This is a genomic window from Cohnella sp. LGH, from assembly GCF_017671885.1.
Lineage (GTDB): Bacteria > Bacillota > Bacilli > Paenibacillales > Paenibacillaceae > Cohnella > Cohnella phaseoli.
On the sequence record NZ_CP072117.1, the window covers coordinates 6,754,330 to 6,779,192 of the forward strand.

A 24,863-nucleotide genomic window follows, 5' to 3' on the forward strand; every position below is an offset into this window, starting at 1 on the left:
CCCTCCTAGAACAAAGAATGGTCCGGGGATGTTTTACGGACGACCCAGTTGCAGGTTACGACGATTACGAAACCGAAGACGGACTGGTACAGGCTGACGGCGCTTCCCGTGGAGAAGTTGAAATTGTTCATCAACGAGCGGAAAACGTAGGTTTCGATAATGTCGGTGGTTGGGTACAGCATCGTGTTGTTGGCTCCGACGAGGTTGTAGAAAAGACCGAAGTTGCCCTTCAGGATGCCGCCGAGAGAGAAGAGAAGCAGGATGATGAAGGTCGGCTTGAGCCAGGGAAGGACGATGTAAACGATGCGCTGCAGCGCGTTCGCTCCGTCGATCTCCGAGGCCTCCACGATCTCGTGGTCGAGGCCCATGATCGCCGCGAAGTAAATGATCGAGCCGTAGCCCGTCGTCTGCCATAGGTATACGATGACGATGATGAAAGGCCAGATGTGCGGATTGGAATACGTTTTGACGGGATCAAGCCCTAGGGAAACGAGAATGCTGTTCAACACCCCGTAGTCATAGCTGAGAAAATTGTACGCGATCAGCCCGATGAGCACGGCGGAGATGAAGTAGGGCAGAAAGAGAAACGTCTGGGCGATTTTCTTGAACCATTTTCTCCGCAGCTCGTTGAGCAGTACCGCTACGAATACTTGCAGAGCGTTGCCCAGCAGGATGAATGCCAGATTGTATAAAATCGTGTTGATTGTCAGACGCGCCAAGTCTCCGTTAATGACGAGAAAACGGAAGTTTTCCCATCCGACGAAGGGACTGCGGAAAATCCCGTCGGTGTAGTTGTACTTAATGAAAGCCAAGTACAGGCCCGGCATCGGCAAGTAGGCAAAAACGAGGAAGAATACGATGGCGGGACAACACATGAGCAGCAGCGTGCGATGAGTCCATAGCCGTTGTAGCAGCATCGGCGGCACCTCCTCCGGAATGGTCAGGCCGGTATAAAATCGAGCCGTTCAAGCAAGCCGGCCGCATGCGCATCGACCGCCTCGAGCAGAAGCGACAGCCTTTCCCCCGAACCGCCGTCGCCTAGCCAAGGACCGGGAATCCAGAACGAGTTCGCTTCTCCCCCTCGCATGCTCGGACGTTCCGCTCCCCCTTCGAGCCACAGACGCGAGACGAGGCGTTCGCCAACCAGGACGCTTAGCTTCAGGCCGGTTCCGTGAACGCGAACGCGCCAGCCTTCGATGCTCGGAGAGGCGGGAGCCGGAGCGAACAGCCAGCGTATCTCTCCAGGCTCTAGCTTACAGGGCCAGCGCACGGCTTCTCCCGAAGCTTCGGAGGATCGGACGCGCGCTTCTGCCGCTAGCTCCGGCTCGGCTGCCCCGGCCAACCGCCACTTCCCGGCGACGTTTCCTTCATAGACGAGCACGTCTCCCGCCCCGGCTTCCGTCGTGCGTTCCAGGAAAACCGCCAACAGCGCGTCCTCGCCCGGAACGACATACGGCGTAATATCCAAATAAGGGTCGTACGGATCGGCCTTTCCCGCGTCGGCTCCGTTCACGAAGAGGCGAACAAGTCCCTGCAGTCCCTGGAAGTGAATCGTCCAAGAATCCGCGCCCGGCGCAGCCGGATACGAACGTCTGAAGCATTCGAACGCCGGTCTCTCCGCAGACAGCCAGCCCCCGAAGCCGGAGATCGGCCATGAGCGGTCGTCCAGCTCAGCGCTTGCCCATTCGGCGAGCCGTTCCCGTTGCGCCCCTCTGACGTATTGCGTGCGCCAATTGCCTCCCAGACGATGAACCCTGGCGACGGACACGATGTCCTTTAACCCTTTCGAAGATGAGATGTCGAGCCCGGGCTGGCGAATGTCGTGGAAATTAGAATGCCCCCATATCTCCGCCCTGACGATCAGCTTGCGGGCCGCCGCTTCCGGCGATTCCACGTAGCGGTCGGAGCCGCCTGGAACGTAGGTTCCGCGATACGCGCCGTCGACGTAGAGCGACAGAACGTCGCTCGCCCTGCGAAGCAACCAGCCCTTTCTTTCGCCCGAGGCTGCTTCTCCGAGCTCGGCTTCATACCAGGCATAGCCTCGGTAGATGCCATGCTTTTCAAGGAAGTTCAGATGCGGGACGGAACGGAATTGTGCCCCGCCGGGAGGCGTCGACGGATCGGCCCGGACCGCCGTCCACCGAAGGGGCGTGTCGACAGGTTGGTCGGAATATTCCTCGGGCTTCCTCGTTTCGATCTCTCCGTTCGCCTTGATCCGCTCGGCCTCAAGAGCGGTTGCCCTGTCGACGATCGCCAGCGTCAAGCGGGCTCCGTCCGGAGCCTGAGCGCGGATCCATGCCGGTCTCCGCTCCCCGAACGCAAAACGAATCCGGCCCTCCTCCTCAACAAGCTCGGCTTCCTCCGTCTCCCAGACGAGGGGTTCTGCGCAATCGCCGAAAGCCAATTCGCCCGATCCCTCCGCATGGAAAGCGATCAGAAGCCCCATCTCGTCTTCCTGGCGCAGAAACAGCTCTGCGGTCGAATGCAGCAGCGTCCCCCATCCGGAGATTGGCACGTTCGCCGGGAGCGCGACCGACTCGCCGGCTGCCAGGCGGATCGCCGCTTCCCTTCCGTCGGGGAGAAGCAACGGAACTTGCGAATACCGCTCCTCTTCCTCCTCCCCGGTACTCTCGCCTGCATGATGAACGAATACGAGCTGCCCTCCGCGGCTCAGCCGGAGCGCCCGGGGATTCAGCACGGCTTCCGGCGCTCCCGTCCCCAAACCGAACGGCGAGGCTCCGGTCAGCGGAACCGCCTCTGCGAGCGATTCGCCGTACGCATTGATCAGCCTTCCGAGCAGCCGGCCTTCGTAAGCCTCCGGACGAATGCGGCCCTCGGGCGAGATCATTCCTCCAAAGTCGTAGTCGGAGGTCAGGAAAGCGAGCGGATCGCCCCAATTATTGGTCGCGTTCGAGAAGCCGAAATCCGTTCCCGACACCTGCAGGTACGGGCCGAGCATCTTGGCGCCGCAGCCCAGCAGCCTGCGAAGCAGGAAATGGGATCGATTCGTCTCGGTCACAAGCAGCGGATAGTTCCGCTCCGCGAGCCGCTCTCGGTAGCCGAGCGCCTTCTCCTCGAACTCCGGGTCCCGGTCGTTCGGATAAAAGTTGCATGTCGGGACGACGCCTTCCATATCGCCCGTCGCCTCGAACAATCCGCCTTGACCGGCGCAAGCGATGAGCGGCACGTCGATGCCGTGCCCCAGCGCCATATCCCGCAGCTCCTTTATGTATCCGGCAGGGTCTTGGCAGCCGTAAAAGTCCAGCTCGTTCTCCAGCTGCACGCAAATGATCGGGCCCCCTTCGGACAGCTGGTGTCCGCGTATAACCGGCAAGATAAAATCGTACCAGCGAGAGACGTGCCGAAGATAGACGGGATCGTTATCCCTTAAGCGAATGCCTTCCTCGGCCAGCAGATAAGCAGGAAGACCGCCGCCGTCCCATTCGGAGCAAATGTACGGTCCCGGTCTAGCGACAGCGAGCAGACCCGCTTCACGTACGGCGTCCAGAAAGGCGCCTGCATCACGGTTTCCGTCGAAGCGCCATACCCCTTCCGACTCCTCGTGATAGTTCCAGGGAAAGTAAACGTCGACGCATTCGTACCCGTGCGCCCGAAGCGCGGACAACCGTTCCGCCCACCGCTCCCGGGGGATTCGGAAGTAAAAGACGGAAGCGCAGAGGACGATTTTCGCCTGTCCGCGAATCCGGAGAGCCTCTTGAGACAATTGAACGGAAGCAACGCTTGGCAACATTCGTTTTCCTCCTTTTTCCCGAACCCAGGAAACCCGTAAGTACTTGCCTTATTAAAACCTTTCGTTTATGAAACCCGTTTCATGAATCCGGTTACATTATGTCGAAATAACAAGGATGCTGTCTAAAGAAGCATCCTTAGTCATCCCTAGTGAAACGGGTTACATTTCAGATAAGCGCTTTCATCTAGAATATAATCTGCCATTTCTCTTCTGTCAACAATTTTTCTGGATTCGTTTTACATTTTTTTTGGGCTTGCCCCAGAATTAACGAACGGTTTGCAGTAGAACGAAACATGGCATCTGCACCCGCGATCAGGTAGGCGCATATCCTGCATTAACGTCATACGCCCAGAGCGAGGAGGAACGACAATGGCGAAATTACGATCGACGGACGTCAAGCCGCTGCTGCGCAAAGCGCCCGCTGATCCGAAGGCCAAGCTGTCAGCGCCGAACTTTTCCAAGAGCACAGTGAACAAAACGAATAAAAAAGAGACCAACAAAGAGGAAATTGTGCATCTGCATCAGAACGAGGATACGGAGCCTCGTACGACCCGGCCGATTCCATGGTGGGTATTCCCGCAAGAGCAGGAACGAAACTTGCTTGGCGGGCCGGGTCACGGTCCTGGAGGCGGACCGGGTCACTTTCCTGGAGGCGGGCCGGGTCACGGCCCTGGGGGCGGACCGGGTCACTTTCCTGGAGGCGGGCCGGGTCACGGCCCTGGGGGTGGACCGGGTCACGGCCCTGGGGGCGGACCGGGTCACGGCCCTGGGGGCGGACCGGGTCACGGCCCTGGGGGCGGACCGGGTCACGGACCATTCCCGCCGCCACCGCCACCCTTTCCCGGGCCCGGACCTTTCCCGCCCCCTCCGCCGCCGTTTCCGGGACCCTTTCCACCGTTTCCCGGACCTTTTCCACCGTTTCCGGGGCCTGGACCGATCCCGATTCCCATTCCAATCCCGATTCCGATTCCGGGTCCTCAGCCTCAACCCGTGCCTCCTGCGTTCGTGACGGTTCGGATTACGGGGGGAACCGCCTTCCCTAGGGTCGACTACACGAACTATGCGCCGTTCTACCCGGGGATCACGATTCGTCAAGCGCTCGCCTCGACCGGACTTGTCGAATTCGGGCCTAACGGATTTATTCGCAATGTCGCGGGCATCCCGATCTCCGGTCCGGTTGAAGTCCGGCTTCGGTACAACGGCCGGGTCATACCGCAGACGCTGCTCGATTCTCCCGCCGAACCGGGAAGCATCGTCGGCTTGGAGCTCTATTATTCTTCGACAGGCGCGATCCCGGTTCCGCTCTGAGCAGTTGCGCGCTGAAGTAAAATGCGTTTCCGTTCGAAGCCGATACAGTCGGCTTGCAGCCGCGTCATGCCGCATTTATTCGCTGTAAGACGACTGAGTCGGCCTGCAGTTCGAGCACGCCGCATTCTTCCGCCGTAGTTCGGAATATGCAGCCTTGCTGTATCCCCGTTTCGGGGCTGGCCCCTAAGCCGACTAAGTCGCTCAGAAAGGTATTCGATAAACAAGGCGAAAGTGTATATACTTCCCTCCATGCGATACGCTCCTGAATGTTGAATGGGTGAACCCGTGACAAGGTTTCAGGAGCGTATGAGGCAGTCTCCAGGCGAATCATGTCCCACAAAGCTTCCAGTTTTCTGGAAATTTAACCTTTACTACGAGTCTAACTATTTGCCCAAAAAAAGTTTACGTAGGGAAGTTTGTTTTGTTCGGAAAATCGTACAACTCAGCTCGAATCAGGCGAGAAACGCGGACTTTTGTCCGAAAAACCATGCAAAGCTGCTCTACTCAGGCTCAAACGACGAACTTTTGTGGGGAAAAACGTATAAATCAATATCAGGGACTGTATGTCACTAAAGCGTCATCAACGATTATACCGGTACCATCTAGCAATTATCTGGAAGTGTTATAGATCATGATCAAGTCCTGAGGTATATACACCTCTTTAATTAACGACCATTATGAAACTCCGCTTATAGGACAGCAGCCTCACAGTTCCTCTCTCCCCCTCCATCCTCCTATCAATCGGAAGATTTTTTTGGATCGGGGGTAAATTTTTGGATTAAATCGGGACAAGTATTAGACAAATATCCGGCCCAAAGCCCCGTTCCAACCGTTTTGCTTACAAAATTAGCTTCTCTAGCCCCTTTATTTCGACTACACTTAGGGAAAAGGGTTGACCGATGTTTAACATCATGACGTTGGAATAGGGTGAAGCTCGTATGCAACGAAATTTGCTCCTTCTGCTCGGACCGGGTTTTCATACGCTGAACGCGGCGCTACAAGAAGAAATCTATCGTGAGTTTTACCATTTCCTATATAAGCCAATCATGTATATGATCAACGACCATCCCTCTGCCGAGGACATTATTCAAGAGGCGTTCATGAAGACGCTCGCCAAATCACCGCCCGCTGAAAGCGAGGAGCACATCAAGGCCTGGATTAAGGTTGTTGCCAAAAACTTGACGATAAATTACATACGCAAGCAAAAAAAATGGAAAAACGATATCAGTCTCGAACTCACGTGGGACGGAGGACCGTACATGCACGCGGCGGCCGCATCGGTCGAGCAGGAGGTCGAAGCGAAATCGCTGGAAGAACAAATTTCCCGGCATTTGATGGGAATGAAACCTGAGCAGCGCACGCTGATCGAACTGAAATGGAAGAAGGGTCTTTCTTACAAGGAAATTGCACTAGAGGTTCAAGATACGGAGATCGCAGTCAAAACTAAGCTGCACCGGGCTCGAAGCTACCTCAAGCGCAAACTGTTCAAGGAATGGGGGAACCGCGATGAATAATGCGCAAATGGATCGGCTGTTCGACGCCGCGTTTGAAGCCGCTCACGAGTCCGGCGAAGACAATCTGACCGTCGATCACCAAGCTTCCTGGCAGCAGGTGCAGCGCCGCTTAAACGCCAGACGCCGCAGAAGGAGCATGCGCTCCATCCTGTCCAAGCTGGCAATCGTCGCGGGTTCTCTGTCGCTTGGAGCGCTCCTATTCGGCAATGACCGCGCAGTCAAAGCGATCGAACCGATTTACGCGTCGATCAAAGAATATCCGTCGGGACTGATGAACTTGATTTTCGGCCGGTCCGACGAGAAGGAGCCCTCCAAAGCGAAAACTTTGCCCCCTCCTGCGCATTTGGAAGGACTGTCTTTCGAAAGGCTTAACGATTCGACTATCGTAGCAACCGTTACGGAAGCTCAAGCAAGCAGCCTGTTGTCTTTTCGCGCTCCGGCATTCGGTTATCTTCCGGCGGGATTTTCATTTGATCATGCATCCCTGTACTTCTCCGAAGATAAGGAAAAGTCCGATTATGCCATTTTCAGATTTCGGTCAAATCTAGACTCCAGCTTATCCGTCATTATGCAGAGGGTCGGTTCCGGTGCGGGCTTAGGAGCCAAAAATATTCAGGACAACGTAGCCGTTCAAAGCTTGCAGCTAGATGATGAACCAGCCATTCTCATAACGGGAGAAGGTGGAACAAGTACGTTGGAGACAATTACCAATGGTATCCACTTCGCTATAAGCGGTACATTCACAGGTGAAGAACTTGCCCTAATTTACGAAGGGATGCGCAGCAAGTAGCAAAAAAAAGAACGGCGCCGTCTATCGCAGACACTGGCGCCGTTGTTCATTTTGTAGTGAACCTCAGATGATAAGGAATCTCCATTTTTTTATGGTTAATATTAGAGATTCTCCCTGTCAATATGACCTCAATCACATTCCCCGCCCCTAGCCGTTCCGACTCTTCTTTCAGATAGATGAACAACGTCCGCTTGTCCGATTCATAGCGATATAAAAATCGACTGGATATCAAACGGCCGCCGTTGTTTCCATCCAGAATCAGAACATTTCTCATATTGAGCGTATTACGATTGATCTCTTGATGGAAGGAAATCGCGATCAATGTATCTTCGGGAACTCCTTCTGCGTTAGGTTGAGGATTCGTTGCCTTAATCCAATCTTCGATAAAACCCATTATATTCCTAGGACAGAACTGGTAATCACTTCACCTTGTTCGTACTTGCCGTTATGAATGACCCAGTGAATTGTCCGAGCTCGATAGTAGTAGCCAGCGTCAACGGTCTTGCTTAGCGTATTGTGGTAGTAGGCTTGCGAATTTCCTCCCATTGTGGATCCGGATCCCACTGTTCCCCATGAGCTTCCGTTCCACTTTTCAACGTAAAAAATAATGCCGATCGAGTCGACCGTTGTTAATGCAGTAGTCGTAGCAGATACGGTTACTTTTCCAGTAGTTGGGGTTATCACACTAACTCCATTGTCCAAATACAAATGAGTAGAATCAAACACACTAAATGGTTCAATAGGAGGCGCAGACGTCAACGCAATCACTCCGGATGCTGCCGGGGATTGAGCCTCGGCGGCCCGGACGGCTTCTCCAGACGGCCCGAATGCGATGCCGGCAACCAGAATCGTCGCCAGTAAACCTTGTGCTGCTTTCTTAATTTTGCTTTGTCTCATCGTCATCAACCCTTCCCTTTTCGTTGTTGTTCACTATATACACAATCGAAAAAGGAAAAGGTTGCATCAGATTTCGACATTTTTTTATTTTTTTCTTAAAATTTGCAATCGCCCGATATTCGACGCGGTCCGATCTATGAATTTCTCTAGTGTCGGTACATCCGCGAGGACGGCAAGGCTCAGTATCCGCTCTATTAAAAGCCAACAGGCCGCGACTCTCGCATGCATCGAGATTCGCGGCCTGTTTCTTTAATAGAGGAGCGCCGTAATGCGCCTAGTGAATTCGAATCAATTTCGTGACACGACCAAACTCAGTCCACTCGGCAACAAGTACGTTGCCTTCTGAATCCACGCATACGCCGTGCGGCGAGCTGAACCTGTTGTCGCGGAAGTAGTCTAGACGAACATTAGGCCAGCCTTGCTGGCTCTTTGCCTGCAAGTCTTCTCCCAAATGCGTGATCAAATTGTCATGGCTATCGAGAATCGTGATCCGGCTATGAAGATCCGGGAAATAGACTTCATCATTCCAGTAATAGAAGCTGCAGGGCATATCCATGTTCTCGTCGATAAAGCGCTTATGCTCCCCTTCCAGCGTAAACACTTGAATCCGATGATTAGATCGGTCTGCGACGTATATTTCCGGTTCTTCGTGACGCAAATCGATTGATATGCCGTGAGGGCAGTCCAGCTTACCGATTTCCGTTCCTTTGCCGCCCCAAGAACGAATGCGCTCACCTGATGCGTTGTATTGGTGAATCCAGCTTTGGCCATAACCGTCCGCCACATAGATATCGCCATTTGGCGCAACGGCAACATCCGTCGGGACAAACTTGCGTTCCTCGTCGTATACTTCCGGCATATCCGGTGTGCGGATCGTTAACAGAGTTTCTCCGTCGAGCGTCATTTTCGCCACCAAGTTTTGATTAACGTCTGTCACATATAAGTATTCCGTCCCGCCTTCCGCATGCAGCAGAAAACCGTGGGCGCCCCCTTCGAACTGCTCCCCCCAAGATGAGAGGTAGTTACCGTTCTTGTCGAACTTCACGATCGAAGGAGCATTCGTATGAAACACGTAGACGTTTTCCTTGGAATCCGTAACGATGCCGTGCGTGTAACCTAAACGAATGTTGTCCGGCAGCTTGGCCCAACCAACTGCGACTTCATAGATATGTGTACCGCTTCCCATTCTGACTGCCATGATTTCAGTCCCCCTGCCGGATTTTAGAATAAGATCGATTGCTTTCGATTCGTCTTCGTATGCAAAGCGTAATCAATTTCATCGGTTCCTAGTATAAATTGAATATTTCCTAATTACAAATGCAACGTACCCGTTTCAGGGCCGCATGAGGCAGTCTCTAGGCTAATCACGACCCATAACGCTTTCAGTTAATTACCAGCAGATATACGCACAATCATCAAAGACGCTCAAGTGACATACAACCCTTCATTTTGTTCGATTTGTACGATTTTCCCTACAAACCTCCGCCGTTTGCGCCTGATTCGAGTTACTTTGTACGATTTTCCCTACAAACCTCCGTCGTCTGCGCCTGATTTGAGTTACTTTGTACGATTTTCCGACTAACTTTCAATCCATTGGAAATGTTGTGGTTCATGATTAGGTCTCTAGGTGAGATATGCACTTCTTACACTTCATATGGAGCTGTACGAAACTCTCGCGGCGATCTGCCGCTTAGCTGGCGAAAAAGCTTAGAAAAATAATGCACAGACGAGAAACCGTGCTTTTCTGCGATTTCTGTGACGCTCAGATTCGTAAAGCTCAGATCGTCCTTCGCGCGATTAATCCGATATTGGTTGATATACTGCACGGGAGACAATCCGGTAGCTTGCTTGAACAGCTCGAAAAAATAGCCTCGACTTACATGCAGTTCATTGTAGTAGGCTGCCAAAGGCTGCAGATCACCCCGAACCAAATCCTGTTCCAAGCGTTCTAGCAGTTTGTACATGCGGGGATCGGGGATATGCTCCTCTTTCAAGGCAAAAGCGAGAAAATACTCGATAAACTGCTGAAAGCGGCTCTGGACCTTTAGGCTGCGCACGAACGTCCGCTCGTTGGTATATTCGTTATCCGTGTAAAATTTCTCGAACAGATCGATCCAAGTCCGCAGCTTTTCCACTCTCATGTGTTCGGGGATAAAATGAGGAAATGCAGGTCCGATTAGGGATGGCTGCAGCTGAGCTTGGTCGTAGCAGATTACGCTGGGGTGGGTAGAGACGATCCGGCGATCCATGTAAGCCCAATCGAAATAACAGCAGATGTGGACCATCGGCTCTTGGTTGTCGGCAATCCAATCGTGCGGTTGTCCCGCCTGCATGTAAACGAGGGAGCCGGGAAGCACTTCATAAGTGCGCCCGGCTGTATGCAGATTACCTTGGCCTTCGCTAATCAAATAGAGCGAGGATGCATAGCAAAACCGATTGCGGCTCGCCTGTCCTCTGGAAAAAGGATACCGGGTTGCATAATACACATACGGGTGAAAGCCGGCGAAATCCATCCTCTCAACCGCTCCTCCCCTAGCCAAATTTTCGAACAATTGATAGGACGATTGTATAAATTACTGACGCTTCTGTAAATACACAACAATCGCCGCTTGCTACAATATTGTTGAATATGAGCCGCATTTAAGGGGAGGTCAACCATGTTGGATAGCAAGTATTTGTTGACGGATGAACAAATGTTGCAATTCATTGCCAAAGGTTATCTCGTGCTTCAGAACGAGCTGCCGCTTCAGCTTCATCAGAGCGTTATGAACGAAATTTATCATGTTTTTCACGAGGAGGGGAACCCCGGCAACAACATTTTGCCGCGTGTTCCGGACATTCAGCAATTTTTCGACACGCCGGTCGTCCGAGGCGCCCTGACCAGCGTGCTGGGGCCCGACTATTATATGCATCCGCATCGGCACTGTCATTATAACCAACCGAAAAACCAGCAGCCTGGCGGCGGACAATGGCACAAGGACGGTTACTGGTCCTCCATGCGCAGCCACCGGCCATGGTGGGCGATGATTTTCTATTACACCCACGACATTACGGAAGAGCTGGGTCCGACCGCCATCATGCCGGGTACGCAATACTATGAGAAATTTATCGGCGATCGGGGCGAAACGCTGTTGCCGACAGGCAAGGCGGGAACGATGGTTCTGGTCCATTTCGACTTATGGCATAAAGCAACGCTTAATGTGACTGACCTGGATCGCTACATGCTGAAGTTCCAGTTTGTCCGACTTCACGAGCCGGAATATCCGAGCTGGAACTATCAGAGCAAGGAGATGATTGTCCCGGAAGGAACGCCCGCAGTCCATCTGAACCTCTGGCAGGACATATGGGATTGGCTCCGGGGAGAACGTACGGCAAGACAAAGAGTCGAGCAGTCAGACGCGACCCGCTTGTCGCATGCTCGGCAAGAGCTTGCAGCCGAGGATGCAGACGCTCGCGGGCGGGCCGCAGACGAACTGGGACTGCTGGGAGAAGCTGCGGCATCTTGCGCTGCCGGGTTAGGACTTCTTCTGAACGATCCGGCGGAAACGACCGCCTTGAACGCCGCCTACGCGCTTGGACATTTGGGACCCGCAGGGGTCGAAGAACTGATCGGTCATATCGCTGGCGGAACGACTTTGGTCGCCGAACGGGCTGCTTACGGGCTGCAGGGAGCCGGTGCGGGGGCCGTGCCGGCATTGCTCCAAGTTTTGGAGCATCAGAGTGCCAAGCGTAGGGCGCTAGCGGCGTTCGTGCTTGGCATGATCGGAGCTTCCGCCGGAGAGGCGGTCCCCTCGTTAATCGCCAGGTTGCGGGATGGGAGCGAATGGGTTCGCCGAAATGCGATCGAAGCATTGGGCATGATCGGCAATGCTTCAGGGCATGTCGTTCCCGCCTTGACGAAAGTATTGGAAGATTCTCTCCTTAGCGAAAACGATGCTGCGAATCCGGACGACAAGGATATAAGCAATCAAAGCTATATTATGAACAAGATCGGCTATACGGCGGCACTGTCCTTGCTCCGTACCGGCAGAGACGGCGATGCCGGGCAGGTCGTCCGTTCGTTGGAACGCGCTCTTCATAGCAAAGATCGTTACGTCCGGGCCTATGCAGCAGAGGCGCTTACCTACCTTCGGACGGATGAAGCGGTCGATGTTCTGATCCGATATTATCGGACTTCCCGTTGGTGTTCGAATACGAGTAAAGCGAGTACCTTCTAAAGATCATTGAGAGCTTTAAGAAAATGAAAATGGCTTGAGAGCTTCTGCGAAGAAATGACTTGAAAATCGAGGAAGTGGCCCGGTCGGTCGGGTATACGGATTCGCTGCAATTTTCCAAAGTCTTTCGAAAACACTACGGAAAGCCGCCGACGATATGGAGGAAAAGCCCGTTGGAGCCAGCTGAAGCCGATGCCTGATCATCGCTCTCTTCGGCAGGAGCGGTCAAGCATCCTAGAACCAGTCGCTATTGTTGCTGCTACACTTTCCCTCTGTTTAGCGCAAACGACGGAACGCCCCCGGCGGTCTGCCCGTCTTCTTCTTGAACGCTTTGGAGAAATGATGAATATTCGCAAATCCGCAGTAAGAGGCGATCTCTTCCTGCGAGAGCTCCGTCGTTTCAATAAGTTCCTTCGCATGGTTTACGCGCAATTCCAGCAAGTATTGATAAGGCGCCATGCCAAACCGTTGCCTGAACAAGGCGCTGAACCGGGAAGGCGATAAGTTGGCGCGTTTGGCCATTTCGCGGATGGACAAAGGTTCGCCGAGATGAAGCGATAAATACGGCATGATCCAATTAATCGATTGCGGTGAGGGGCGCACCGGCTGGTTGACTGCTTGATGCTCTTCGATTATGGCCAGAACCAGCTCTGTCGCCGCATGCTGAGCCTTGAGCTGCATTAGCGGCTCCCTATGCTGCCAACATTCTACTAAATGCAGGAACGTGTCGCGGAATTTGGCCGGATGTCGCGGCTGGAGCCTAACGGGCACTTCGATGCCGTACACATCATTCAGCCTTGGCTGCAGCAAATGCGAGTAAGGGGACAAATCGATTTGCCCAGCCCTGGTAGGAAAGCTTTGTTCCCGTTCGGGCTGATAGAAAATGTCCATATGGGCAAACGGCGTGACCGTATCCGTAAGCCCTTCAAGCAGGTTCAAGCTGCCCGGCTGGATCAAGCAAAAATCGCCATCTCTAAAGCTGTATTCGACGCCGTCCACTTTGAAGCGGCATCGGCCATCTTGAACGTATACAAGCAAATAATCAAGAAGCCGGCGCTCGGGCATAACCCAACTCTTGCGTACGGCATAGTCGCATTCGCGAATATAAGGGACGATCGGTTTCTCCGCTATCAATTCTCCTAAATCGTACATGAAATTCATCCCTCCGCCGGCTGAACACAGTTGTTTTTGACAAACATTCAATCAACTTAGGCAAAGCTATTTCGAGGAATCCTTTTATAATCATAATTAAATAACCAACTATAATCAAAGGAGAATTCCCACATGGACGATCAGAAGAAAGCGCAGTTGACGGAGCAGTCCGCATCTCTACCCTGCCTTGACGATCAGTATCATCTGACAAACGAGCAAATCAATGCTTTCCAGCAAGACGGGCACATACATCTCCGCGCAGTGGCGAAGCCCGAAGAAATCGACGTATACGAACCTTTAATCAGCCATTGGGTGAAGAAGCTGAATTACCACGATAAGCCGGTGCATGAACGCGATACCTATGGCAAAGCTTTTATTCAAATTGCGAATCTGTGGCAGCAAAGCGAGGAGGTTCGCCGTTTCGTGCTGGCAAAGAGGTTTGCCAAGATTGCGGCGGACTTGATGGGGGTCGACGGCGTTCGAATCTATCACGATCAGGCGCTCTTCAAAGAACCTGGAGGAGGCCATACCCCCTGGCATCAAGACCAAATTTACTGGCCCCTCGACACGGACAAGACGGTTACGATGTGGATGCCGCTAGTTCCGATTTCCGAAGCGGTAGGCTCCATGACGTTCGCTTCCGGCTCCCATCGTCAAGGCTATATCAGCAAGCTGGAAATTTCCGACGAGTCGCATCGAACCTTGCAGCAGTACGTTGACGGCAAAGGCTTGCCGAAGATCAACTACGGCGCCATGGCCGCCGGAGACGCCACCTTCCACTACGGCTGGACGCTGCACAGCGCCCCGGGCAATCCGACGGAAACGATGCGCGAAGTGATGACAATCATCTACTACGCAGACGGAACCCAAGTCGCCGAACCGGACAGCAACGCTCGCCGCAACGATCTGAAAAACTGGCTTCCGGGCTGCCAGCCGGGCGAATTAGCCGCTAGCCCTCTGAACCCGCTTGTTTATTCGGGGCTTAAGGTTCTCTAGCTTTGCAATTCCATTCAGCAAAAAGGGAGCCAGCAACGAGTGCCGGTCCCTTTTTGCTTTCCTAATGTTATTTTGTGCGGTACGCAACCGTCCCCGTGTTCAAGCTACGGCAAATTTGAACGGCTCTTTTCACACTGTCAATCGAGCTGCCCCATTGCAGCATATAACGGAACTCGTAAAATCCCCCGAGGGTGGCTTTGAAGTTCGTCTCCCAATAATTCGTGAGCACCCATGCATATAAAGATTGCCGGTCGTTCTCTTGCTGCTGTCCATGAACAAGCCGTTGTCCGTATTCGAGCGGCCCGGTCTGCATTAACGGCGTATCCGGAGTCGCGATCAGCAGTCCGTTGTCAGGCGCAATCAAGGCCAGTCCTTCCTGAATGCAGTAAAAATCCGTACACGTCCCCGGAATTTGATCCTTGCCCGGCCTTACGTTAGCTCCCGCTTTTTCAAACCATAGCTCCCCGTTGTCCGCTTTGTTGAAGGGCAGAGACACATAGACGTTCTCAGGATCCCAGACGCTGTCCTTATGAATGCGAACCGACACGTCCACGCGGGGTTGCTCTCTGTAAACTTTAAGAAACAGGGAATAATGACTCATTCCTTGGACGCGATACTTCAATTCCACGATACCGTAAATCGGTCCGTTCGTGATTTGTTTAACGCCGGACAACACCCCGATCGAACGCTCGGTATCGATCCCTTTGCGATTTCTTCCCATCGTTCTCCGAACGTTCATTTGATCCCCGGCCGCACCGCGGGTGACTTCGTAGACAGGAGTGAACGCTCCGCAAGCTTGAGTGCGGTCGATCCAATCCTTGCCCGATTGCTTGTCGACCCAGGAAACGATCCCCTCGCCCGTCTTCCACGCGATACGCACGAACGGAGATTCAATGTAGTTTTCTGCTATTGTCAGCTGGAGAGGCTCCTTTAGACCCAAGGGGATCAAGTCGGCCATATCGTACATTCCGTCGGAGCCGCATAATCGGGTGCTGCTTGTCGTACGCGTCTTCGCGCTCGAGGCATTGCGAATCGAGAATCCTTTCTCTTCCTTTCCTTCAAGCTGGACTTGAACGGCAATTTGGTACCCTCTGCTAACTTCCTCCTGCTGATGCGGGATGACCGTGCCTGTCTGTTCATCGACAACTTCAAAGCCCTCTCTGAAGCAATCGGCCTCCCATTGTCCCTCCAGATAGAAAAATGCCAAATCCTCGACAGGGAAATCGTGGGGATTGACGACTTTATAGACGAAGCCCCGATCCGGTCTTAGCAACGCGTCTCCCCGCTGCTTCAGAACATCGTCCAAAGCGGTATGGACCAGTCTGCTCGCATTGCCCGCGTAGGCCTCCTTCCGTACCCCAAGCTCTTGCACCATCGGATGCCACGGCTCGGAGATAGAGGAATGGTATCCCCAGGTGTGCTCGGCATACATCATCAATTGATATTCCGCTTGTGCGATCGTATCCGGCTTGACGACTTTTCGATCCGGGTCCAGACTTTTGACAACGTTTAATGTCCGCTGCGCGTTTCTGAAGATTTGCGTATGCATCGCGGTCGAGGCGACGCCGTCGGACCACCAGTCCGGCCAATCTCCGCGATAAACGGGAATCGTCTCCGGCCGCTGCTTCAATAAATCGAAATAACGGTTAAGCGTCGTCATCTCAATCTCGACTTGATCTCCGTGCTTCCGGTTCCATTCCTTGATAAAGCTCATCACCTTGCCGCTTGGCGGCGCGTTATCCGTGAGCAACCCCATCACGTTCACTAGAGTAAAATCATACGGATACTCTTCTTGCTCAAGCTGCCCCAGGTAACGGGAAATTCGAGCTTCTGCAAGCGTCCAATGGTCTTTCGCTATGCCCCATACGGACCATTCGTCCTTTATCGTATAGGACAACGTGGCATCGGGGTTGAGGCCAAGCTCGTTCCCCACCATATAATGCTCGCCGTTCCATACGAGAATCCGATTTCCTTTGGGCGTCTCCCAATAGAACGGATACTGCTTGCGGCCGAGGGCGAACATCCCGTGATGCGTATGAATGCACGATAGCAAATGTTCAATGCCGGCATCCGCCAGCGCTTGCGAGTACCCCCAGCTATAGCCGTTGATATCCGCTGTCATGGCCGATCTCACTTGCAGCCCGAGAGGCTCTGCGAATTTCCCGGCTTTCGCAAGCATGACGCCCAACAGCTCGTAATCAATCAATTCCGTCATGTTGAGATAACTGCCGGATAGTTCAATATCGCCTCTGCGCAAGGCGGAGACGAACTGCTCTTTTTCTTCCTCGGTTGCCTGCTCCAGAAACTTCTCAACCGCCCAGAACGTTTCGCAGGTCCATTTGAATCCTTCCCACTCCGGACGATCGCCTGAATGGGATGCGTTGCAGACGGCCACTGCTTGTCTGATAAAATCTACTTGATATTGCTCGATCTTCTCTTGTCTTTGCGTATAACCGATATCCGTGTGAGAATGTTGGATGACATAGATCTTCCACTTGCGCTTCAGGGAATTCACGACATAACCTCTCCTTTTCTTGTTTCGTATAAATCTATTTTAGCGATCAAATCTGGCCGAGTATTTGTAAAGAGGAGTCAAGTTTTTGTGCGATGCGGACATTAAAAATATCAAATGCCAAAAAAGCCGCCGTCTTGTTGCTGAGCGCAACAAGACAACGGCTTCCTTCACAACTGCCCGCCTTTAGCGAGATGCCTCATCTTTAAGAGCTTTCAAACGCTTCATCACGTCGTTAGAGCCGCGTCCGAAATAATCGTGCAGCTCGCTGTACTCGCGGTACAGCCTTTCATACACCGCCACATTTTCCGGAATCGGCTTAAACGATTCCTCGCGCACCCGAGCCATCGCCTTCGCGGCGTCGACGACGCTGTCGTATCCGCCTCTTGCGCTGCCGGCGGCGACCGCGCCGAACATCGCCGCTCCGACCGCAGGCGTCTGCTTGGAGTCGGCAACTTTGATCTCGCGGTTGGTCACGTCCGCATAGATCTGCATGAGCAGCGCATTGCGCTGCGGCAGTCCGCCGCAAGCGTACACTTCCTCCACCGGAACTCCGTTGCTGTGGAAGGCGTCGATAATTTTGCGCGTGCCGTACGCCGTTGCCTCCAGCAAAGTGCGGTAAACCTCCTCCGGCTTAGTAAGCAGACTGTAGCCGACGATCACTCCGGTCAGATTCGTATCCACCAGCACGGAACGATTGCCGTTCCACCAATCTAGAGCCAGCAGCCCCGTCTCCCCCGGTTTGTAAGCGGACGCGCGTTCCGTCAGCCATTGGTGGACGCCGACGCCCTCTTCGTCCGCCGCTTCCTTCACATAAGCCGGAACGGCTTCCTCCACAAACCATTCGAAAATATCGCCCACTGCCGATTGGCCGGCCTCATAACCCATGTATCCTGGAATAATTCCGTCTTCGACAACGCCGCACATGCCCTCGACCGCTACTTCTTCCGTACCGAGCAGCATATGGCAGATCGACGTCCCCATCGCCATGACCAGCTTGCCCGGCGTAACGACGCCAACAGCCGGCACCGCAGCATGCGCGTCGACGTTGCCGACGGCGATGGCCGTGCCCGCATTCAAGCCGATCAGCTTAGCCATCTCCTCCGTCAGCTCGCCGGCTTTCGAGCCAAGCGGCAAAATCTCGCCGCGAAGCTTCGTTTCCGTCAGTCTATCCAGACGGGAATCGAGCGCCTTGAAAAAGTCGTTGCTCGGATAGCCGTCCTGTTTGTGCCAGATCGCCTTGTAGCCGGCCGTGCAGCTGTTGCGCGCGAATTGCCCGGTCAACCGGGATACGACCCAGTCCGTCGCTTCCGTGAACAAATCCGCCGCTTCATACACTTCAGGCGCTTCGTTCACGATTTGCCAGATTTTCGCGATCATCCATTCGGACGATATTTTCCCTCCGTAACGCGGCAGAAACTTCTCTCCGCGCTCGGCGGCGATTGCGTTGAGGCGGTCCGCCTCGTCCTGCGCGGCATGGTGCTTCCACAGCTTTACCCACCCGTGGGGATTGTCCTTCCACTCCGGCTTAAGGCAGAGCGGCACTCCTTGCGCATCGACGGGCAGCATCGTGCACGCCGTAAAATCGATGCCAAGCCCGATGATATCGGCGGGCGAAACTCCGGATTGCCGAAGCACCTCCGGGACGGAACGGCGCAGCACCTCCAGATAGTCGTCCGGATGCTGCAGCGCCCAATCATGCTCCAGCTCGAGGCCGGAAGTCGGGAGCCTCTCGTCGATAACGCAGTGAGGATAAGGAGTAACGTGGTCCGCGATTTCATGACCGTTAGACAGATCGACGAGCACCGCTCGTCCGGACTGCGTGCCGTAATCGACGCCAATCGCATATTTCTTGCTCATGAGTAACCTCCTGACAAAAGAATAGGATGATGACTAACTGCGCGAATCTCCGGTCTGGCCGTAATAGGCATTCGCGCCATGCTTGCGTAAGTAATGCTTGTCGAGCAGCGCCTGGCCCATCGGGGCGACTCCCGCATTAAGCTGCCGAGTGTGGTAGGCCATCTTCGCCACTTCCTCCAATACGACGGCATTATGAAGGGCGTTCATCGCATCCTTGCCCCACGCGAACGGCGCGTGGCTGTTCACAAGCACTCCGGGAATGCGATCGGGATCGAGGCCGCGGAAAGCTTCGACAATCACATTTCCCGTCTCCGCCTCGTATTCGCCGCCAATCTCCTCGTCCGTCATCTGCCGCGTACAAGGAATCGCCCCGTAGAAATAGTCGGCCTGCGTCGTTCCGAGCGCCGGAATTCCTTGCCCTGCCTGCGACCAGATCGTCGCCCAGGGGGAATGCGTATGCACGATGCCTCCCACATTGGGAAAAGCCCGATACAGCACCAGATGCGTCGGTGTATCCGAGGAAGGGCGCAAGTCGCCTTCAACGACGCGGCCGTCCGAATCGACGACGACCATCTGCTCCGGCTTCAGCTCTTCGTACGGAACCCCGCTAGGCTTAATGACCATAAGGCCCGACGCCCGATCGAAGCCGCTTACATTTCCCCAAGTGAACGTAACGAGGCCGTATTTCGGCAGCTCCGCATTGGCCCGACACACCTGTTCCTTAAGTTGATCTAACAAGTGATAACACTTCCTCCCTAAGAAGGACGAGGCTTATTAAAATCCCCACCCTGAACTCCCTAGAAAGATTATACACTTGTACGTACAGGTGTGTCGAGATCCTCCGTCAATGTCTTTCCGAGACGGATTGGCGAACGACTAGCTTTGGCGCATACAGCACGTCCTTGTCGGGTAGAGGCTTGCCGTCCTCCAGCAAGGAGATCAGCAGATTTGCCGCCCGCTCCCCCAGTGCGGATTTCGGATGCTCAATCGTCGTCAGCTTAATTTCCGTCGCCGTCGCCAGGAACGAATCGTCGTAGCCGACCATGGACAGATCCTCGGGAACTCTGAGGCCAAGCTCTCTGACCGTATCGAGCAGCGATACGGCCATTTGATCGTTGTAGCACACGATCGCCGTCGGTCTCTGCTCGGCCAGCAGCATTTCCCTGAGCATGCGCTGCGGCCGTTCGCCTTTATCTTCGGTCGAATATCTGACGATCTGGCTCGCATCGGCTGGAAGCTTGCGGTCCCGGCAAGCGCGAATAAATCCCTTCATTCTCCGAACGCCCTGCATGTCGTCCGTCTTGAAAAAACCGGCGATCCGCCGATGCCCCAATCCAAGCAAGTGATCCGCAGCCATATAGCCGCCTGCGTCGTCGTCCAACCTGACGCTGGGGTTGTCCAAATCCGAATACCGCTCGTTGATCATCAGCATCGGAATGCCGTGATCCTCGATCGCCATGTAATTATCGAAATTCGGATTTCCCTCCGCGCTCTTGGTCGGCTCCACGATCAACGCGCACACCGAATGGCCCAGCATCATTTCCAGACATTCGCGCTCCCTGTCTTTGCGATGATCGGTGCTGGAAAGCAGCAAACGATAGCCTCTATCCTTAAGCGCGGATTCCACTCCCCGGACGATGGACGGAAAGATATAATCCGAGATCGACGTCGTAATGATCCCGACCGTTCGATTGCCCGACGATACGCGCCGCTCCGGAGATTGCCTGCCGACGAAAGTTCCTTTGCCCTGTTCGCGGGCCAGCCATCCTTCCTGTACAAGCTCTCCGAGCGATTGCCTTACCGTCTGACGGCTTAAGGAGAACTGCTCCGCAAGCTCGTTTTCCGACGGTAGCTTGTCCCCCGGGCGGTATCGTCCGGATGCGATCCAGGACAGCAATTGTTCTTTAAGCTGTATATACTTCGGCGATTGCACGATTGTCGGTTCCTCCTCGTTGAGCGGCCAATCCGTTATTACATAGAGTCATTATAGCATAAGCCCCTACTTGTACGTACCAATTTCAGACCTGTCTATTCGGGCAAAATGTGCTATAGTTTAGTATTATGAATTCGGAGGTCGGTTCCGTGGCAAGCCGTATGGTCTATTCGACGGAAGAAATCGATATTAGCGCCGACAGCGACAAACGACTTGTCCGCATCGAGCTGTCGAGCAGCGGGTATCGTCAACGATACGTCTCTCTCGTGATTAAGGAACGCGAGGAACTGGAACGTATCATTGCCGCTCTGCAAGAAGCGAAAGCTTCGTTGCCCTGAGTCTGACCGCAGCCGCAATTTTTTTTCGGGAGGAATACCGTTTTGGTCGATATTACGTATAAATACAGCGAGCATATGACAAAAGCGATCCGCGACTATCATCATCATTCGCTCCGATTTTGGGTTTCGAACGGAATCGGACTGGCTATCGTGCTGCTGGAGATTGTCCTTTACTTCACCAAGTCCAACTTGAACATGCTATGGATCGCCCTGCTCGTGCTCGTATTGCTGGCCTTGCTCTACTTTATCACATGCTATGTCCAGCCGAACAAATTCGCTAGCGACGCGCGCTACGCCAAGCCGTTCACCTTGTCTGCGGACGAGCGCTCGCTCCGTCTGAAATCCGACGATCTCGACAACACCGTTCCTTGGAACGACATTAGAAAAGTATGCGAAACGGACCGATACTACTTCCTCTTCCTGGATCAGACGCAATTCTGGATCGCTCCGAAGGAAGCCTTCTCCGGACGCGAACAAGAGGATCTGTTCAGAGAACTCGCAGGCCGCTACTTAACGATTAATCGCGGCTTGATTCGCTAAAGCGGATAGACTATAGTGAATTTATCCAGAGTTAAAAATGAAGTTGACGAGTGAAGCACACTCCGATAGCGCGGCAACGCGCTCGGGGTGTGCTTTCTTTGCGTTGACGAACAATCGCGGAACAGAAGGGATGTGGTTTATAATGAAGGCAAAGAATCCAGATAAGAAGCAGCAGCATGAGAAGGAACGGCTGAAGCTCGATCAGATGATGAGCGTGCTGTTCCGACTCTCCAAGCAGTTGCAGTTGCAGCTGCTTAACGGATTGTTCGACGAGAATTTTACCAGAGCCGACGTAAAATCCATTCATTACGGCAACGCCAAATTCGATTCGGATTATTCTGAACTACTTATACCGTCATTACAGAGAATATAAGCAAACGGAGAAGGAGGTAAGCGAGATGATTAAGACGTTTATTCCCGAGGCGCTGAAGCGAGGAAGACGAGAAGGAAAAAAAGAGGGCCTGCAAGAAGGTAAAAAACTCGGAGTCCAGCAAGCCAAAGCCGAAGTCGCCGGCAACTTGCTGCAGCTTGGCGTTGATATCGACACGATCGCCGGAGCGACCGGACTATCCCCTGACGAAATAGCCATAAGAAAAACCGTCAGGGAAGTTCACCCTGACGGTCCTTGTCGTTCATACACCGATATTGCACTTATGAGTTACATACATCTTCAATTCGGTACTCGTGCCCGTGGATCCCTTTGTAGTATTCCGGATACATGTTTCCTCCACATTCTTCACACGTGAATTGTGGTGGGTCCAGCGGATCTCCTCCATCCATGGCATCAAAGTTTCTCACCACTTCATAGGGGATCTGTTCTTCGTTTTTACACGTCAAACAGATGTATTTTACCGCTAGCTTGTCCTGTAAGTACTTACTAAGCGGCGCGCTCCCTGCTTTCTTTTTCTTTCCCTGCTTCTTGCGTGACTTCGACACCGGCGACATCCCGAATCATCCTTTCCAACACGGCTTTACTATTCGCACTCAACGCAACCTTCACCACAAGTTGCCCATCCTTAAGACAGGCTTCTCCCTTGTACTCATAATAACATCCACACTTCGGGCAGGTCATCGGATCACTCCCTGTCTTCTGGACGATCCGCTCTCGCCACGTCTTACGTCGTATTAACCGCTTCGCTCTTACAATCCATTTCCGGGCCGTCTTCTGCCACTGGCTCACCATTTTCTTGCATAACCCTTTTAACCGCCTGGAATAGACTCCATAGTATCGGATTGTCTTAAAGTGCTCATCCGGGATATGTCGAATCAAGCGGGATATGAATTCTTCCACCGTGATCCGCTCCGTTTTCTCTTTCCCATCCGTCTTATCCACGTATCGGAATTCCACCGTTTCTCCATCATAATCCACGATCCGACTTAGGGCTATCGCCGGTCTACGAATGTATCTCCCTATGTACCCTAGTTGCACTTTCACATTCCCCTTCTGTTTCGGTGCATACACATAGAAGCCTTCCCCGTTCTTCGAGTAGGCCTGCTGTAGTCTAGCTTGTACAAGCTTCTTTTCCTCTGCACTTAAGTTTTTCCGGATGAGCTTGAGCACCACCGTCTGCCACTGCTTCCGCAACATCTCAAACGGTATGAAGTCGTAACTCTTCCACTCCCCGTCTTGCTTCATACCGCCCATCGTCACAAGCATATGTATGTGCGGATTAAAATTCATTCGTGAACCAAACGTATGGAGTCCGGCGATGATGCCCGGTGTACTCTTATGCTTCTTCTCGAAATATTCCTTTATGATTCGCACCGCTTCGTCCATAAATCCTTTGAGCAAATCACGGTGCTTCAGAAATACGTCTCTTAACCCTTCATCCATCGTCATGATCACATGACGATGATTGACCTGAAATACGTCATGCTCAAGTAGCCGACTCCATTCCTCGGTTTCCCCGCAAGAACATGTCGTACAGAATCGTCCTTTACACCGATAAGGGACTCGCTTTATATCGTGGCATCCTTCGCAAACCAGCAACTTAAAACCATTCTTCGGGTCACCACATCCGCGAAATTTCGAGACTTCCTTCAGCACGTTTGGACGGATCTTCTTTCCGTGCTTCTCAACAAAGCGATCCCAGTGCTGATTTTCATCGAAGAAGATTCGTTTCAGTACATTCGGCTCCATATTCCAACCTTACTCGATAATGTCAGAGAAGTGAACTCCCCTTTACCCCTTGAAACGATATAAATTCTTATATGTAAAAATATTTCGTACGGCGCTCGATATCATTAAGAAAGAGTATGGCAACCCCGACCTGGGAGTAAATTATGTGGCCGGAAGAGTGCATCTCAATGAAAACTATGTACCTCGCACGCAAACCAAATGTATCTTTTATTCAATAAATGTATATCCTATTGATATACATTGTTGAAGGGATGCGATATAATTGAGTCATCAATTGGGTAGAGGTGTGATTACTATGGCAACGGTAACGTTGAGCAAATGGGGAAATAGCAGCGCTGTCCGGATTCCGAATCAATTTATAAAGCATCTGAATTTGACAGAGGGAGCTGAGCTTGAAGCGATTCTGACTTCCGATAATCAGATTCTGCTCAGGCCATTGAAACGGCAAGAATCGAATGAAGATCTCCGTGTACATCTTCAGTCGCTGCTTTCGCAAATCAAACCGGATTCGCCGAGACATAGAGAAATTGACTTTGGTATCGAAGGGGACGAACTCATTTGACCATTCCAGCGCGCGGCGACCTTGTCTGGATGGACTTCGATCCGCAAGCTGGCCGCGAACAAGCCGGCCGACGCCCTGCAATCGTATTGTCCGAATTGGCATTTAATCAGCTAACAGGATTTGCTGTAGTGTGTCCGATCACGACACAAGCGAAGGGTTATGCCTTCGAAGTTCCGATTCCGGGCGGGTTGACATTTTCCGGCGTAGTCCTTACTGATCAATTCAAGAGCTTGGACGTACGCAAACGCAAGGTGGAGGTTGTTGGCAATGTGTCTGTCGAATCCGATTTTCTCAGAGTTGTCTTATTAAATGTTCGTTCTGTTTTAGCCTGACTGCGAGGTGCCGGGAGTCTGATC

Annotated in this window: 24 protein-coding genes; 12 read left to right on the forward strand and 12 right to left on the reverse strand. The window is 53.0% G+C overall.

What is annotated here, in order from left to right; all coding sequences use genetic code 11:
* Positions 1 to 5: 5 nt before the first annotated feature.
* Together J4772_RS28000 and J4772_RS28005 are read right to left on the reverse strand one after the other, a co-directional pair.
* Positions 6 to 917: an ABC transporter permease gene (locus tag J4772_RS28000; RefSeq protein ID WP_116063616.1), complete on the reverse strand. Its 912-nt coding sequence runs from the start codon at positions 915 to 917 to the stop codon at positions 6 to 8.
* A gap of 23 nt (positions 918 to 940) precedes the next feature.
* The gene (locus J4772_RS28005; protein ID WP_209072382.1) at positions 941 to 3,751 is read right to left on the reverse strand and encodes a beta-galactosidase; all 2,811 of its coding nucleotides are present in this window, start codon (positions 3,749 to 3,751) and stop codon (positions 941 to 943) included.
* Positions 3,752 to 4,120: 369 nt separating this feature from the next.
* On the opposite strand from J4772_RS28005, the gene J4772_RS28010 reads away from it, so the two are divergent.
* The 3 genes from J4772_RS28010 (at position 4,121) to J4772_RS28020 (ending at position 7,363) form a co-directional block, all read left to right on the forward strand.
* Positions 4,121 to 5,059, forward strand: a complete 939-nt coding sequence (locus J4772_RS28010) for a hypothetical protein (RefSeq protein ID WP_209072383.1) — start codon at positions 4,121 to 4,123, stop codon at positions 5,057 to 5,059.
* Between the two features lie 938 nt (positions 5,060 to 5,997).
* Complete coding sequence (locus J4772_RS28015) at positions 5,998 to 6,573, forward strand: RNA polymerase sigma factor (RefSeq protein ID WP_116063618.1); 576 nt, start codon at positions 5,998 to 6,000, stop codon at positions 6,571 to 6,573.
* On the forward strand, positions 6,566 to 7,363 hold the full coding sequence (locus tag J4772_RS28020; RefSeq protein WP_209072384.1) for a DUF4367 domain-containing protein: 798 nt from the start codon (positions 6,566 to 6,568) through the stop codon (positions 7,361 to 7,363). The genes J4772_RS28015 and J4772_RS28020 overlap by 8 nt, the downstream gene beginning before the upstream one ends.
* Before the next feature lie 46 nt (positions 7,364 to 7,409).
* Here J4772_RS28020 and J4772_RS28025 read toward each other — a convergent pair whose 3' ends face one another.
* From J4772_RS28025 to J4772_RS28040, 4 genes are all read right to left on the reverse strand, one after another.
* A complete protein-coding gene (locus tag J4772_RS28025) occupies positions 7,410 to 7,757 on the reverse strand; it encodes an Ig-like domain-containing domain (RefSeq protein WP_116063620.1) in 348 nt (115 codons plus the stop codon).
* Complete coding sequence (locus tag J4772_RS28030; protein ID WP_147310278.1) at positions 7,757 to 8,260, reverse strand: hypothetical protein; 504 nt, start codon at positions 8,258 to 8,260, stop codon at positions 7,757 to 7,759. The genes J4772_RS28025 and J4772_RS28030 overlap by 1 nt, the downstream gene beginning before the upstream one ends.
* Before the next feature lie 274 nt (positions 8,261 to 8,534).
* Positions 8,535 to 9,458, reverse strand: a complete 924-nt coding sequence (locus J4772_RS28035) for an NHL repeat-containing protein (protein ID WP_209072385.1) — start codon at positions 9,456 to 9,458, stop codon at positions 8,535 to 8,537.
* Between the two features lie 445 nt (positions 9,459 to 9,903).
* Positions 9,904 to 10,773, reverse strand: a complete 870-nt coding sequence (locus J4772_RS28040) for a helix-turn-helix transcriptional regulator (protein WP_209072386.1) — start codon at positions 10,771 to 10,773, stop codon at positions 9,904 to 9,906.
* 144 nt (positions 10,774 to 10,917) lie between these two features.
* Between J4772_RS28040 and J4772_RS28045 the strand changes: the two genes are divergently transcribed.
* Together J4772_RS28045 and J4772_RS37685 are read left to right on the forward strand one after the other, a co-directional pair.
* Positions 10,918 to 12,477 (forward strand): HEAT repeat domain-containing protein, encoded by a 1,560-nt coding sequence (locus J4772_RS28045; RefSeq protein ID WP_209072387.1) that lies wholly within the window; start codon positions 10,918 to 10,920, stop codon positions 12,475 to 12,477.
* Between the two features lie 44 nt (positions 12,478 to 12,521).
* Positions 12,522 to 12,674, forward strand: coding sequence for a helix-turn-helix domain-containing protein (locus J4772_RS37685; protein WP_371822919.1), 153 nt, complete (start codon positions 12,522 to 12,524; stop codon positions 12,672 to 12,674).
* 76 nt (positions 12,675 to 12,750) lie between these two features.
* On the opposite strand, the gene J4772_RS28055 is transcribed toward J4772_RS37685, so the two are convergent.
* Complete coding sequence (locus J4772_RS28055; RefSeq protein WP_209072389.1) at positions 12,751 to 13,626, reverse strand: helix-turn-helix domain-containing protein; 876 nt, start codon at positions 13,624 to 13,626, stop codon at positions 12,751 to 12,753.
* A gap of 132 nt (positions 13,627 to 13,758) precedes the next feature.
* Here J4772_RS28055 and J4772_RS28060 point away from each other — a divergent pair, with 132 nt between their 5' ends.
* Positions 13,759 to 14,622 carry a phytanoyl-CoA dioxygenase family protein gene (locus J4772_RS28060; RefSeq protein ID WP_209072390.1) on the forward strand — a complete coding sequence of 288 codons (864 nt, stop codon included), beginning with the start codon at positions 13,759 to 13,761 and terminating at the stop codon, positions 14,620 to 14,622.
* Positions 14,623 to 14,689: 67 nt separating this feature from the next.
* On the opposite strand, the gene J4772_RS28065 is transcribed toward J4772_RS28060, so the two are convergent.
* The 4 genes from J4772_RS28065 to J4772_RS28080 form a co-directional block, all read right to left on the reverse strand.
* Entirely contained in the window at positions 14,690 to 17,137 is a 2,448-nt protein-coding gene (locus J4772_RS28065; RefSeq protein WP_247740875.1) for a glycoside hydrolase family 38 N-terminal domain-containing protein, read from the reverse strand.
* A 183-nt stretch (positions 17,138 to 17,320) separates the two neighbouring features.
* On the reverse strand, positions 17,321 to 18,994 hold the full coding sequence (locus J4772_RS28070) for a ribulokinase (protein ID WP_209072391.1): 1,674 nt from the start codon (positions 18,992 to 18,994) through the stop codon (positions 17,321 to 17,323).
* Positions 18,995 to 19,027: 33 nt separating this feature from the next.
* Positions 19,028 to 19,732, reverse strand: coding sequence for an L-ribulose-5-phosphate 4-epimerase (gene araD, locus J4772_RS28075; RefSeq protein WP_209072392.1), 705 nt, complete (start codon positions 19,730 to 19,732; stop codon positions 19,028 to 19,030).
* Between the two features lie 106 nt (positions 19,733 to 19,838).
* Positions 19,839 to 20,927, reverse strand: a complete 1,089-nt coding sequence (locus J4772_RS28080) for a GntR family transcriptional regulator (protein ID WP_247740876.1) — start codon at positions 20,925 to 20,927, stop codon at positions 19,839 to 19,841.
* A gap of 149 nt (positions 20,928 to 21,076) precedes the next feature.
* On the opposite strand from J4772_RS28080, the gene J4772_RS28085 reads away from it, so the two are divergent.
* The 4 genes from J4772_RS28085 (at position 21,077) to J4772_RS28100 (ending at position 22,551) form a co-directional block, all read left to right on the forward strand.
* Entirely contained in the window at positions 21,077 to 21,265 is a 189-nt protein-coding gene (locus J4772_RS28085; protein WP_209072393.1) for a hypothetical protein, read from the forward strand.
* A 42-nt stretch (positions 21,266 to 21,307) separates the two neighbouring features.
* The gene (locus tag J4772_RS28090; RefSeq protein ID WP_116063632.1) at positions 21,308 to 21,805 is read left to right on the forward strand and encodes a YcxB family protein; all 498 of its coding nucleotides are present in this window, start codon (positions 21,308 to 21,310) and stop codon (positions 21,803 to 21,805) included.
* Positions 21,806 to 21,947: 142 nt separating this feature from the next.
* Positions 21,948 to 22,178 carry a hypothetical protein gene (locus J4772_RS28095; RefSeq protein ID WP_209072394.1) on the forward strand — a complete coding sequence of 77 codons (231 nt, stop codon included), beginning with the start codon at positions 21,948 to 21,950 and terminating at the stop codon, positions 22,176 to 22,178.
* Positions 22,179 to 22,203: 25 nt separating this feature from the next.
* Positions 22,204 to 22,551, forward strand: coding sequence for an RpnC/YadD family protein (locus J4772_RS28100; protein ID WP_209072395.1), 348 nt, complete (start codon positions 22,204 to 22,206; stop codon positions 22,549 to 22,551).
* Between the two features lie 131 nt (positions 22,552 to 22,682).
* Here the strand turns inward: J4772_RS28100 and J4772_RS28105 are convergent, their stop codons facing one another.
* Positions 22,683 to 23,945 carry an IS91 family transposase gene (locus J4772_RS28105; protein ID WP_247740877.1) on the reverse strand — a complete coding sequence of 421 codons (1,263 nt, stop codon included), beginning with the start codon at positions 23,943 to 23,945 and terminating at the stop codon, positions 22,683 to 22,685.
* 295 nt (positions 23,946 to 24,240) lie between these two features.
* On the opposite strand from J4772_RS28105, the gene J4772_RS28110 reads away from it, so the two are divergent.
* Positions 24,241 to 24,507 (forward strand): AbrB/MazE/SpoVT family DNA-binding domain-containing protein, encoded by a 267-nt coding sequence (locus J4772_RS28110; protein WP_247740878.1) that lies wholly within the window; start codon positions 24,241 to 24,243, stop codon positions 24,505 to 24,507.
* The gene (locus J4772_RS28115; RefSeq protein WP_209072397.1) at positions 24,504 to 24,839 is read left to right on the forward strand and encodes a type II toxin-antitoxin system PemK/MazF family toxin; all 336 of its coding nucleotides are present in this window, start codon (positions 24,504 to 24,506) and stop codon (positions 24,837 to 24,839) included. The genes J4772_RS28110 and J4772_RS28115 overlap by 4 nt, the downstream gene beginning before the upstream one ends.
* Positions 24,840 to 24,863 lie beyond the last annotated feature (24 nt).